Source organism: Streptomyces sp. NPDC005794, assembly GCF_042871445.1.
GTDB lineage: Bacteria > Actinomycetota > Actinomycetes > Streptomycetales > Streptomycetaceae > Streptomyces.
Window position 1 is genome coordinate 1 of record NZ_JBIAIN010000034.1, and the last position, 12049, is coordinate 12049.

Annotated in this window: 13 protein-coding genes and 2 pseudogenes; 7 read left to right on the forward strand and 8 right to left on the reverse strand. The window is 70.7% G+C overall.

Features of this window, described 5'->3' with window-relative positions; all coding sequences use genetic code 11:
• Both ACFYQ5_RS34860 and ACFYQ5_RS34865 read left to right on the forward strand, forming a co-directional pair.
• Positions 1-386: pseudogene (locus ACFYQ5_RS34860) on the forward strand (cytochrome ubiquinol oxidase subunit I); the annotation flags it as partial.
• Positions 387-423: 37 nt separating this feature from the next.
• Complete coding sequence (locus ACFYQ5_RS34865; RefSeq protein WP_389203485.1) at positions 424-765, forward strand: hypothetical protein; 342 nt, start codon at positions 424-426, stop codon at positions 763-765.
• 41 nt (positions 766-806) lie between these two features.
• Here the strand turns inward: ACFYQ5_RS34865 and ACFYQ5_RS34870 are convergent, their stop codons facing one another.
• From ACFYQ5_RS34870 to ACFYQ5_RS34885, 4 genes are all read right to left on the reverse strand, one after another.
• The gene (locus tag ACFYQ5_RS34870; RefSeq protein WP_389203487.1) at positions 807-1184 is read right to left on the reverse strand and encodes a VOC family protein; all 378 of its coding nucleotides are present in this window, start codon (positions 1182-1184) and stop codon (positions 807-809) included.
• A 24-nt stretch (positions 1185-1208) separates the two neighbouring features.
• On the reverse strand, positions 1209-3020 hold the full coding sequence (locus tag ACFYQ5_RS34875; protein WP_389203489.1) for an FUSC family protein: 1812 nt from the start codon (positions 3018-3020) through the stop codon (positions 1209-1211).
• A gap of 138 nt (positions 3021-3158) precedes the next feature.
• Positions 3159-4751 carry a sigma-70 family RNA polymerase sigma factor gene (locus ACFYQ5_RS34880; protein ID WP_389203491.1) on the reverse strand — a complete coding sequence of 531 codons (1593 nt, stop codon included), beginning with the start codon at positions 4749-4751 and terminating at the stop codon, positions 3159-3161.
• A 210-nt stretch (positions 4752-4961) separates the two neighbouring features.
• Entirely contained in the window at positions 4962-5156 is a 195-nt protein-coding gene (locus ACFYQ5_RS34885; protein WP_389203493.1) for an antitoxin, read from the reverse strand.
• A 332-nt stretch (positions 5157-5488) separates the two neighbouring features.
• Between ACFYQ5_RS34885 and ACFYQ5_RS34890 the strand changes: the two genes are divergently transcribed.
• Positions 5489-6778: an FAD-binding protein gene (locus ACFYQ5_RS34890; protein ID WP_389203494.1), complete on the forward strand. Its 1290-nt coding sequence runs from the start codon at positions 5489-5491 to the stop codon at positions 6776-6778.
• 11 nt (positions 6779-6789) lie between these two features.
• Here ACFYQ5_RS34890 and ACFYQ5_RS34895 read toward each other — a convergent pair whose 3' ends face one another.
• From ACFYQ5_RS34895 to ACFYQ5_RS34905, 3 genes are all read right to left on the reverse strand, one after another.
• On the reverse strand, positions 6790-7785 hold the full coding sequence (locus ACFYQ5_RS34895) for an MASE1 domain-containing protein (RefSeq protein WP_389203496.1): 996 nt from the start codon (positions 7783-7785) through the stop codon (positions 6790-6792).
• A gap of 63 nt (positions 7786-7848) precedes the next feature.
• Positions 7849-8682, reverse strand: a complete 834-nt coding sequence (locus tag ACFYQ5_RS34900; protein ID WP_389203498.1) for a PP2C family protein-serine/threonine phosphatase — start codon at positions 8680-8682, stop codon at positions 7849-7851.
• A 129-nt stretch (positions 8683-8811) separates the two neighbouring features.
• Positions 8812-9291: a MarR family winged helix-turn-helix transcriptional regulator gene (locus ACFYQ5_RS34905; protein ID WP_389203499.1), complete on the reverse strand. Its 480-nt coding sequence runs from the start codon at positions 9289-9291 to the stop codon at positions 8812-8814.
• A 110-nt stretch (positions 9292-9401) separates the two neighbouring features.
• On the opposite strand from ACFYQ5_RS34905, the gene ACFYQ5_RS34910 reads away from it, so the two are divergent.
• The 3 genes from ACFYQ5_RS34910 to ACFYQ5_RS34920 all read left to right on the forward strand — a co-directional run bounded on the left by ACFYQ5_RS34910 (position 9402) and on the right by ACFYQ5_RS34920 (position 10999).
• Positions 9402-9812, forward strand: a complete 411-nt coding sequence (locus ACFYQ5_RS34910) for an organic hydroperoxide resistance protein (protein ID WP_359474406.1) — start codon at positions 9402-9404, stop codon at positions 9810-9812.
• A gap of 280 nt (positions 9813-10092) precedes the next feature.
• On the forward strand, positions 10093-10254 hold the full coding sequence (locus tag ACFYQ5_RS34915; RefSeq protein ID WP_389203501.1) for a hypothetical protein: 162 nt from the start codon (positions 10093-10095) through the stop codon (positions 10252-10254).
• A gap of 112 nt (positions 10255-10366) precedes the next feature.
• Positions 10367-10999: an SGNH/GDSL hydrolase family protein gene (locus ACFYQ5_RS34920; protein ID WP_389203503.1), complete on the forward strand. Its 633-nt coding sequence runs from the start codon at positions 10367-10369 to the stop codon at positions 10997-10999.
• Between the two features lie 38 nt (positions 11000-11037).
• Here ACFYQ5_RS34920 and ACFYQ5_RS34925 read toward each other — a convergent pair.
• Positions 11038-11523 (reverse strand): annotated as a pseudogene (locus ACFYQ5_RS34925) (ATP-binding protein); the annotation flags it as partial.
• Between the two features lie 200 nt (positions 11524-11723).
• Here ACFYQ5_RS34925 and ACFYQ5_RS34930 point away from each other — a divergent pair.
• On the forward strand, positions 11724-11960 hold the full coding sequence (locus ACFYQ5_RS34930; RefSeq protein WP_389203504.1) for a DUF397 domain-containing protein: 237 nt from the start codon (positions 11724-11726) through the stop codon (positions 11958-11960).
• Positions 11961-12049 lie beyond the last annotated feature (89 nt).

Below are 12049 nucleotides of genomic sequence, written 5' to 3' on the forward strand. Positions count from 1 at the left end.
TCCTGGTCCAGCACTGGCTGGGTGCCGAGGGCATGCCGCGCCGTTACGCGGACTACCTCGCCGCCGACGGTTTCACCGCCCTGAACACGATCTCGTCGATCTCCTCGTTCCTGCTGGGCCTGTCGATGCTTCCGTTCCTGTACAACGTGTGGAAGACCGCCAAGTACGGGAAACAGGTCGAGGTCGACGACCCCTGGGGCTACGGCCGTTCGCTCGAATGGGCGACATCCTGCCCGCCCCCGCGTCACAACTTCCTGACGCTTCCGCGGATCCGTTCCGAATCCCCGGCGTTCGACCTGCACTACCCCTCGATCCGTGCTCTCGAAGTGGCGGTGAACCGTCCTCATGAGTCCGTCACGGTGGCGCCTGGGGACAAGCAGGAATAGGACCACGGGGCGACGGCTCGAGGAGAAGGAGGACCGTGTGAAGCCGGACAAGGAGAGCGCCCGAGGCCTGGCTCAGGTGGAGGGCTACCTGCTCTGGAACGCCGAGGTCGAAGAGGCACGCCGAGAGGCCCGCCGCTTCACCGACGCCCTGCCCTGGCTGACCACCGCCCAGCGTGAGGACGTCGAGCGCGTCTACGTCGCGGACAGGGTCGAGGTGTGCCGGGAGACGCTCACGAGGATCGCCGGCCGCGCCGTGGAACTCCGCGGCGAGTACACCGCACGTTACGACCGGCTCAGGGCCCGCTGCGTGGCGGTGTCCGTCCTGTCCGCCGGCACGGTGGGCGGCACCTGCGCCGCACTGACACTGATCGGCCGCTGACCCGGGCTCGGGCGTCCGGCCCCTCATCCAGGCGCCCGAGGTCAGTGGCGTACCAGACAGAACGGATGCCCGGCCGGATCCGCGAACACCCGCCAGCCCCGTGCGTCGGTCCCCCCGTCCAGCACAGTCGCCCCGAGCACGAGCACCTGTTCCTGGGCATGGTCCAGATCCGGGACACCGAAGTCCAGATGGAACTGCTGCGGGCGGGCGGGGTCCGGCCACCGTGGAGGCAGGAACTCCTCGACCCGCTGGAAACAGAGCACCGCTCCGGCCGGAGCGTGCACCGTCGCCCAGTTCTCGTCGAGAGCCCACCGCTTGTCGGGCCTGTCGAGCTCCCCACCGAGCACGGCCGCGTAGAACCCGGCAAGCCGAGCAGGGTCGGGACAGTCCAGTACCACGCACTGCAATTCAGCGATCATGAGGCGCATCCTAGAAGCTGGCGCTCACCGTGCCGGGACCGCCCGAGCCCGGTCGAGCTCGGAGAGATGCGCGGCGAGCAGGCCCGCGTGCGAAGGGGGCGGTCCGGCGGCCGGGTGATCCAACTGCACCGCACACGCCGTCGTGGTGTCGATGAGCCGCTCCAGCGCACCCGCGATACTCTCGGACCCGGCGGAGTGCCGGGCCACCGGCGGGAGTTCCGCGGCCGACAGGTCGATCGCCGTACGTGCCGCCGCCAGTGACCGGTAGGCGTCGCGGCGCAGCGCTCCCCTCCCGATGTGGTCCGCAGGGGCGTCCAGAACGTGCCCCAGATAGCGGTGCGCCGCCCCCACCGCCGTGTCGAGAGCGGCCCGTACGGTGTGGCCCCGCCGGCCCGGCAGCGGGAGGTGCCCGACCAGCAGCACCGTCGCACAGGCGAGGAGGGACTCGATCACCCGCCCCCAGGTGGCGGACGGTTCACCCCCCAGCAGGACGAGGGACAGCACGAGTACGGTGACCACCGCCGTCTGCACCGCGAAGTGACGGGTGGCGACCGGAAGAAGCGCGCCGCAGAGCGCCACCGTCGCGACCAGCGGGAGCGGCCCGGACACCAGCACGGCCACGGCTCCGAAGACCGCGGCGCCCGCGACGGTACCCACGGCCCGGCACATCACCCGGGAGGCCAGCGGCCCGAGATCGGGCTTCACGAGGAACACCGTGGTGGCGGGCAGCCAGTACCAGTGGTCGTGGTGCAGCCACTGCGCCACGACCGTACTCGTCGCACAGCACACCGCGACCCGGAGGCCGTACTCACGTCCTGCCGCGCTCCACGCCAGGCCGAGGGCGGAGAAGTACGAGCGTTCCCTGTGCTTGCCCGGCGGCGCCCCGACAGGGCGGTCGAAGACCGCCGCAGCCCGTAGCAAGGCGTCGTCCAGGGCACGCAGCCCGGCATCCGTCCGGGCCGGGGCCGGCAACGGTCCGCAAGGTCCGCCGGTCCGCACCGCGGCCGCCAGCCGGCGCGGGCCTTCCGCGATCCTGGCGGAGAGCGGGGCCCCGGCCCATGCCAGCGCGGTCGCCGCCTCGACCAACGGGAACGCGGCAGCGTACTGGGCGTGCAGCCGCCGCTCGGCGGCGGAGCTCGCGTAGCGCCGTAGCCGTGGTCCGGTCAGTGCGTCCTGTGCCTGGTCGAGCGCGGCACTCAGCGCTGCACGCCCGGTCAGGGCCTGCGGGCCACCTGCGGCCCTCAGGAGCCGGGCCACTGCGTCGTACACCGCGGCGACCGCCTCCCGCTCTCCGTCGAGCCGGCCTGGCGACGGCAGGACGAGCCGGAGCAGCAGGAGCCATCCCGCACCGGCCAGGAACAGCAGGGCGCGCAGCGGGCCGGGCTCCGGCAGCGGCATGCCGGCCCCGATGACCACCGCGACCAGCACCTGTGTGCCGCACGCGGACGCGACGGGCCCCGTCGAACTGACCGCTCCCGCGACCAGACCCAACACCCCGAACACGAGCGGCAGGAGGACCATGGACGGCCCGCTTCCCACCGCTCCCGCGATCACCGTGCCGAGCAGCAGACCGGCCGAGCCCGCCAGAGCGGGAAACCCCAGCCGGGCTACCGAGGCGCGACGACTGCCGGGCCGGTCGTTGATGCCGGCCAGCATCGCGCCGAGGGCGGCGGGGACCCCGGCGGTCGGCCGCTCGACGAGCACCGCCACCAGCAACGGCACGGCGGCCAGAGCCCCGCGCAGCACCGCGTTCCAGGGGACCGGCCCGCGCTGGGTGCGGAACACATGGGCGAGCCAGGGGGGAAGCCGAGTGGCAAGAAGAGATGGTGTGGGCACCGTGCTCCTGTCCGCGGGGGAAGGCGTCTGTCGCCGGCGGACACCTTCGGCCTGGGCTCGGACCCAGGGTAGATCCCTCACGTGGAGGGAGTGCTACCTGCTCGTTTCCGTTGTATGACAGTCCTCCGAACCGCGGTGTCAGAGGGCGGTGCCGAAGTTCTGGGTCCACACGGGGCCGCCGGACGAGTCCACTCTGCCGATCCCGATCTCCTTGAAATCGCAGTTGAGGATGTTCGCCCGGTGACCGTCGCTGTTCATCCAGGAGTCCATCACCGACGCGGCGGTCGGCTGGCCCTTCGCGATGTTCTCGCCGTAGGTACTCCACCGGTATCCGGCCGCGGTGATGCGTGCACCGGGGTCCGTGCCGTCCGGCGAAGTATGGGAGAAGTAGTCCCGCGCCGCCATGTCCGCGGAATGATCTGACGCGGCCTTCGCCAGCAGGCTGTTGCCGCTCACCGAACCGCAACCCTCCTTCACCCGCTCGTTGTTGACCAGAGCGATGACCTCTTCGGCCACTGACGGGGCCGCCGACGAGGCCTTCGGCGCGGGAGACGGCTCGGGGGACGGCGTGTGCGGCCTCGGCGCCTTCTCCGGAGTGGCGGTGGCGCTCCGGCTCCTGGACGCGGACGGAGACGCGGTCGCGGACGGTGACGGTGACGCCGACGAGGGGGAGGGGGAGGCCGAGGAGGGGGACGTGGACGGGGGCGACGGCGTGGTCACCGGTGCCGACGGACCGGTGAGCGGAGCGACGGCGGTCGCCGGGTCTTCGTCCGAGCCGTCCGTGTAGAGGTGCACGGCGGTTCCGCCGCCTCCCAGCACCGCGACCGCCGCGAGGCCGGCGACGGCCGTGGTGCGACGGCGCCGCCTGACGCCGTCCCGCCGACGCTCGGCGCGCCCCGGACCGGACGCGGAGGCTGCTGCGGGCACGAAGTCCGGCGGCAGAAGTTCCGTCGCCGGAGCACCGGCGGACGCCGCCACGGGCACCAGACCCAGTCCGACCAGCAGGCCCTCCGCCGGGACCAGGCCCGACCGCTGCCCCGCACACACCGTGCACTCACGCGCGTGGCGCACCAGACGCTTGCGCCACAGCGCGGACGGCACCCCGTCCCACCGGACGGTCAGGTCTTCGAGCAGGACGCAACGCGGGTGCGCCGCCAGGACGCGCACCACCACCCGGGCGGCTTCGAGACGCTCCTTCATCCGCTGGACCCGCACCGCTGTGTGCTGGGGGGACAGGTCGAGGGCGCTCGCGACTTCCGCCCGGGACAGTTCCCCGGCTGTCTCCAGCCACCACAGCGACACCAGCTCGCGGTCGTCGTCGTCCAGCCACCGCGTCGCCTCCGCTGCCTCCCGGCGCTGCCCCGTCAGGCCGAGCCGGATGATCGTCAGATCGACGAAGTCGGCGGCGGGGTCGACGACGTCGTACGCGTCATCCATCCGGTCCGCGGACATCTCCCCGGTGCTGCGTGCGCGCCAGTGCCCGCGTATCTCGTTCATGGCGATGGCCACGAACCAGGAACGGAAGCTCTTCGGGCTGCGCAGTGCGGGCAGGCCGCGGAGCATACGCAGCACGCTGTCCTGGACCACGTCGTCGACATCGGCGTGGCCGTTCAGCGCCCGGCCGACGATGTTGTAGACCAGCGGCAGACAGGACGCGACGAGCCGGTCCTGCGCCTCGGGGTCGCCCCTCCGCGCGGCCTTGATCAACGCCGCTTCGCGTGTCTCGCCCATGCTGTGCTCACTCTTCCGGGATCCTGTTCCGTCACTTCCCACACTCGGGAGACGCTGTGCGGCGGGGACGATAACAGGAATCCGGTCATGTGCTCGATATTCCCTCCGGGCCGGGACGCGTGAGAAGCGCCGGACCCGGCGACGGCGTGAGCCGTGACCGGGTCCGGCGCCGGGACGGAGTTCAGACGGCGGGCCGACGCATCTCCGTGATCAGGGGCGGGGCGGGTTGTCAGGGTCGCGGTCCGAGCCGAACTGCTGCTTGAGCTTGTCCTGGCCGGTGTCCACATGCTTGCTGTACTTGCCCTGGGTCCGGTCGTCGATCATGTCTCCGGCTTTGTCGACGCCCTTCCCGACCTGGTCCTCGTGGCCCTTCAGCATCTTCTTGATCTTGTCCAGCGCGGACATGACGGATCCTCCTCGCCTCGGCTTCCCCCACACCTCCAGGGTCACCGCACATCACCGGGTCCGCATCCGCGAGCGCGGCAGGGCGGTCCGGACGGGCGCTCGACGTGTGAAGGGCGCCAGGGTGGGCAGATACCGGGTTACCAGGAGGAGGTGGTGGCCGTGGGCCGCATCCAGATCGTCCGCCGTCCGCAGCCCCCCGCGGGGCCGCCCCCGCTGGACCTGCGAACACCGTCCGGACGACCCCTGCCCTACTGACCTTCCCGCGCGGCGTCAGCGCGGGGGCGGGCCGCTCTCCTGAGCCCGCGGACGAGCGGAGCGTAAGCTCCTGAGGCATGATCGACCATTCGGCGCACGCCCCGTCCGCCCGCCAGACGAACTGGGCCGGCAACATCACCTTCGGTGCGAAGCAGTTGCACACCCCCGCCTCGGTCGCCGAGCTCCAGGACATCGTGTCCGGCGGAACGGCTGTCAGAGCGCTGGGCACAGGTCATTCCTTCAACACCGTCGCCGATACCCACGGCACCCTGATATCCGTCGCGGGCCTGCCTCGCGCCATCGAGATCGACCGGGAGGCCCGTACCGCGACGGTGAGCGCGGGACTGCGCTTCGGAGAGCTGAACGCCACCCTGCACCAGAGCGGGTTCGCGCTGCACAACCTCGGTTCCCTTCCCCATATCTCCGTGGCCGGAGCATGCGCCACAGGCACCCATGGTTCGGGTGTGGGAAACCGTTGCCTGGCAGCGGCGGTCGGGGCGCTGGAACTCGTCACCGCGGACGGTGGCGTCGTGTCGCTGGAGCGTGGGGATCCCGATTTCGACGGCGCGGTGGTGTCGCTGGGCGCGCTGGGAGTCGTGACCCGGCTGACCCTGGATCTCGTACCCGCGTTCGAGGTCCAGCAGTGGGTGTACGAGGCGCTCCCGCAGGAGCAGTTGCTCGCCCGGTTCGACGAGGTGATGTCCGCGGCCTACAGCGTGAGCGCTTTCACCGGCTGGCACGGCGGCCCGGTCGACCAGGTCTGGCTCAAGCAGCGGGTCGCGGACGACGGCCCCCGCAGCGCCCCCCACCGGTGGCACGGTGCGACGCTCGCGGAAGGACCGAGGCATCCGGTCCCCGGCGTGGCGGCCGAGCACTGCACGCAGCAGCAGGGAGCCCCCGGTCCATGGCATGCGCGGCTGCCCCACTTCCGCCTCGAATTCACCCCGAGCAACGGCGAGGAACTGCAGTCGGAGTACTTCGTCGCCCGGCACGACGCCGTGGCGGCCTTCGAGGCCCTCGACCGGATCCGGCAGCAGTTCTCGCCACTGCTCCAGATCGGGGAGATCCGCACCGTGGCCGCCGACGGCCTGTGGCTCAGCCCGGCCCAGGGTCGGGACTCCGTGGCCTTCCACTTCACCTGGGTGCCCGACACCGCAGCCGTCACGCACGCCGTCGGGGCCATCGAAGAGGCACTCGCCCCGTTCGGGGCCAGGCCGCACTGGGGCAAGGTCTTCACCACCCCGCCCGGCACGCTGCGGGAGCTGTACGACCACTACGCCGACTTCGAGCGACTGACCGATCGGCTCGACCCGAGCGGCACGTTCCGCAACGACTTTCTGGCGCACCACTTCCCGCGTACCGACTGAGGCACGGCTCCTCAGGCCGGTTTCTGCCCGCTCGGGGGCTCGTAGGACGGGCCCCCGGGCCGCGGGTTCGGTGCGAGCTCCTCCACCAGAGCGGCCAGCTCCTCGCACGCCACCTCGGTCTCATGGCGGATGTTGTTGTGTTCGGTCACGATCGCCGCCAGCAGGAGTGCGGTGAGTGCCACACAGCCGTTCAGAACGCTCAGGTTGAGCATGACCTCCAGCACCGTGTGGTCGGAGAACGGTCCGACCCGGTCGGTCCCGGCGATGATCGCCATGACGGACATCAGGAACGCGCACGGAGCGCTGCCGGCGAGCTGGAAGCGGAGAGCGGCCCAGATGAGTACCGGGAAGATGAGGTAGATCATGGACAGCTGGCTCCTGGTCGCGACCACGGTCGCTCCCGCCGCGACGACCGCGAGCGCCACCGCCTCCATCCACCGGTCGTCCAGTCCGGGCATGCGTGCCCTGCGCAGGACGAGCACCAGCGGTGTGACCATCAGCACGCCCATGGCGTCCCCCGCCCACCAGGCCGACCAGACGGGCCAGAACTGAGCGGCGGGGAGCGCGCCACTCAGCATCTGGACCCCGGCGCCCACCGTGGCGCTGATCAGCATGCCTCCCATGGCCCCCAGGAAGACGAGGACGACGCCGTCACGCAGGCGGTCCAGCTCCTTGCGGAACCCCACCGCACGCAGCGCGAGGAAGGAGCACAGCGGCGCCAGTGTGCTGCCGGCCGCGATGGCAAGACCCCAGAAGGTGAGCCCGTCGCTCAGCGAGATGACCATGACCAGGGCGCCCAGGGCGATCGCGGGCCAGATCCGGACCCCCAGGTAGAGAAGCGACGCCAAGGCGATCCCGGTGGGCGGCCACAGTGGTGTGACGACCGAGCTCTCCACCGCTACTTGTCTGAGCAGACCGATCTGTCCGGACGCGTAGTAGGCAGCGGCGATGCCCAGCATCTGCAGAACGATCACGGCTCGGCGTCTGGTTGCCTCGCTGCGGATCACGCATCTCATAAGACACCGCTCATGACGGCGGGCGGACGTGACACGCGCGGCAGGGGTTCGTGCTCACCCGGGCCCGGCGGAGGCGTCGCCGTGCCGCAGAACGAGGACGGCCGCGTCGTCCTCGTGGCCCGTGAAGACCGTGGCCTGGAGCACCAGGTCGGCCAGCTCCTCGGCATCGGCGACGGGGTGGGCGCTCACCAGGCGCCTGATCCGGTCCAGACCGTCGTCGATCGACAACGAGGGCCCCTCGATGACTCCGTCGGTGAGCAGGACGAAAGCACCCGGGACATCGAGAACGCGCCGGGTGACGGGGTAGTGCTGCCGTGCCTCGATGCCGAGCGGGAGGCCGCCGGCGTCGGTGGTGATGCCCGAGCGTCCATCGGCCGTGGCCCACACGGCGGCGACATGACCCGCGCGGGCGCTCCGCAGTTCCCGCGTCCGCGGATCCAGCCGGAGGAACGAGCACGTCGCGAAAAGAGTGGAATCCATCGACAGGATCAGATCGTTCGTGCGGCCCATCACCGCGCCCGGATCGGCGGCCGAACTGGCGATGGCGCGCATGGCGATCCGGACCTGCCCCATGAAGGCGGCCGCTTCCACGTCATGTCCCTGGACATCGCCTATGGCCAGACCGAGCGAGCCGTCCGGCAGCAGGAAGCCGTCGTACCAGTCGCCGCCGATGTCCAGCCCGTCGCGCGCGGGCGCATAGCGAGCAGCGGTCTGCAGGCCCGGGAAAGCGGGCAGTGCCGCCGGCAGCATCTTGCGCTGCAGGGCCTGTGCCAGCTCGACTCTGGCCTGATGCAGCTCCACCTCCTGCCGCGCACGGGCAGTCAGATGCTGCAAGGTGCTGAGCAGGTCCTCGGCGCTCGCCGACCGGGGAGTTCGACGCCGGTTCATGGGCCGCTCCGCGTTGCGATAGTTCCTGCATCATATTTCGGCGCCGCGACTCCTGCGAGCGCTGTGCGGCGACCACCGGCCTGGTGATCCTGACCGGTCAGCCGGTCAGCCGGTCAGCCGGTCAGCCGGTCAGCCGGTCCGGCCGAGGGACGCGGTGAGCCGTCCCAGGGTCTCCTGCAGGGCCAGGATCTCCTGGACCGACAGTCCCGTGGCCCTGAGGACGGAGCGGGGGACGGGCAGCGCACGCTCGCGCAGCCCCGCTCCGGCGTCGGTGAGGTGGACGAGGACCGAGCGCTCGTCCTCCGGACTGCGCTCGCGCCTGACGAAACCTGCCGATTCCAGCCTCTTCAGCAGTGGCGACAGCGTGCCGGAGTCCAGGCGCAGCCGCTCGCCGATCGTCTTGACCGGCAGCGGGCCCTGCTCCCACAGAACCATCATCGCCAGGTACTGCGGGTAGGTGAGGCCGAGGTCCCTGAGAGCTTCCCGGTAGACGCCGCCGAACGCGCGGGAGGCCGCCTGCAGCGAGAAGCAGACCTGGTGGTCCAGCTTGAGCAGTTCGGTGTCCGGCAGGTCGGCCAGGTCGGGGACAGGGGTCGGTGGTGGCGTCATGAGACCAGGGTAGCCTGCCGTCCATCATTTAGTTGTGTGCAATTAAATTGTGTGTCACTCTCATGGGGTGACCGGCCCACGGTCACCGTCGTACGAGAGAAGGTCACCCCATGGACGCGCTGTACACCGCTGCCGCCACCGCCAACGGCCGTGAAGGCCGGGCCGTGAGCTCCGACGGACGGATCGACCTCGCGCTCGCTCTCCCGCCGGCCCTCGGGGGCAACGGGGAGGGCACCAATCCGGAGCAGCTCTTCGCCGCCGGATACGCCGCCTGCTTCGCCAGCGCGATGAGCTCGGTCGCCCGGGAGATGAAGGTCGACACCAAGGACGTCTCCGTGACGGCCGAGGTCTCGATCGGCAAGGACGACTCGGGCTTCGGCCTCGCGGTCGTCATGCGCGTCGAGCTGCCCGAGGCGCTCGAAGGGGAGACCGGCCGGCGTCTGGTCGAGGCGACGCACGCGTACTGCCCCTACTCCAAGGCCACGCGCGGCAACATCGACGTCGAGCTCGTCATCGAATAGCGGATCCGGCCCTCACCCGTCGCCGGGTGGGGGCCGATCGCGCAGGGGAAGCGGGAGCCGAACCCGCCGCATCCGGCTTCGGAGACCGGCGCTCCGGCCCCTGAGCCGCACCCGTTCGTCGGATCCGGCCTCGAAGCCGTCACCGCCGCCGACAACCGGTTCTCCGGGGGTCGCTGGGCCCCTTCCCCGGGTCCGCTCTCCGGCGGCCGGAGGGGAACGCGTACACTCGGCTCCCGTTTCCGCTGATTGGCGGGCATAACCTATCGATAGGCAGTTTCACGTGAGTTTCGCAGAGGTATCCGACGCGCCGATCTACGCCGGTCTGGTGGAGGAGCAGGGCGATGTTCCGGCCGAGGTGCGGCGGGTGGCCGAAGAGACGCTGCTGGAGGTGGAGAGCGCGCTCGACTTCAGTGCCGTACGCGCACCGGCCTCCGCCCGCTGAGGGGCTGGTCCGGATCATGCCGGGCCCCCGCAGGCCTGGTCCGGATCATGCTGGTCCTCTGTGGACAGGGGCATGTCCGGCGTCCCTGGTTTCCCACCGTTCGGAGCACCACGTGTCCATCACCCTCCACCGCTCAGCGACCGTCCTGTTCCAGGGCGACAGCATCACCGATGTGGGACGGCTGGCGGAACCTGACAGTCCGCTGGGCAACGGCTACGCCCGGATCGCCGCCGAACGTGTGCTGTCCGCGCAACCGGACAGTGACATCACGTTCGTCAACAGGGGTGTCAGCGGAGACGGCGTCTCGGATCTGCGCGCTCGCTGGCGTGCGGACGCCCTGGACCTCGAACCGGACGTCGTGTCGGTCCTGATCGGCGTGAACGACACCTGGCGCCGCTACGACTCGGGGGCCGTCACCTCGGTGCGTGCGTACGAGAACGACTACCGCGCCATCCTCACTCAGGCCCGGGACGAGCTGGACGCCCAGCTGATCCTCGTCGAGCCCTTCCTCGTGCCCGTGAGGGCCGAACAGTGGGCCTGGCGAGAGGACCTCGACCCCAGAATTCAGACGGTCCGCCGGTTGGCCGAGGAGTTCGACGCCGTACTGCTGGCAGCGGACGGCCTGCTCAACCAGGCGGCGCGCGCCGCGGGCGGCGCCGAGTACATCGCGGGCGACGGAGTCCACCCGACCCCGCTCGGGCATGCGCTGCTGGCCGAGGCCTGGACGGCACTGGCCGGGCTGTAGCGCACCGGGGCCTGGAGGAGGGGAATCCTGGCCCAGACGGTCTTGCCGGCCCCTGTGGGCCGCGACCAGCCCCAGGAGCTGCTCAGCGCCTCGATGATGCGCAGGCCCCGGCCACGCTCGAGTGACTCTTCCGCCTGGCGCAGCACGGGCACCTCGGGGCTGGGGTCGTTCACCGCGCAGACCAGCATCCCGTCCTGACAGGCGAGGCCGAGCCGGGCCGGCGGCCGCGTGGCGTGGTGTGCCACGGGCTGAAGCCCGTGGCAGACCGCGTTGCTCGCCAACTCGCCCGCGACGAGGGTGACATCGTCCGAGAAGGAGCGCAGCCCCCAACGCTCCAGTGCGTCGCGGACGAACGCCCGTGCCTGCCGCAGGCTCTCCGGTTCCGTGCCCAGGCGGCGCGTGGTGAACCCCGGTGCCCCGATGCCGAGATCCCGCGCCAGCTCCTCGTGGGGGTCCGCGCTGCCCCCTGCCGGACCTGGCGCGGGGGCTGCTGCGCCGTGACGTGGTGTGTTCTTCGCCTGCATGAGCGCTGATCACCCTCCGCTGAAAGCCAATTCCCGGTGCCGTGGGGGCCGGTTGACCACTAGTATCCTCGCCGTCAGCGTACTCGGTGCAATTGCATTCGGAATTGCACCCAGGGGTGTGAGCTGGGGACACCAGTTCACCAGGTGGGGGCCCTGGTGGCGCACCAGGATGTGACGGCGCGACGAAAGGAATGGACGGCATGCAGCACATCGACAACGGCGTTCCCGCCAACTCCCTGACCGGAGTGGAGTGGAGGAAGAGCCATCACAGCAATCCCAGCGGGAACTGCGTAGAGATGGCGCTGCTGCCCGGCGGTGCGGTGGCCGTACGCAACTCCAGGTATCCCGAAGGTCCTGCCCTCGTGTACACGGGAGATGAGGTGCGCGCGTTTCTCGCGGGCGTCAGGGACGGCGACTTCGACATCATGACTGGCTGAACGCGCGGCAGGAACGGCCGAAAAGGAACGACTTTCTCGCATCCGCCGGGACCACCGGGGGCTCCTGATGGCACACTGACGTCAAGACG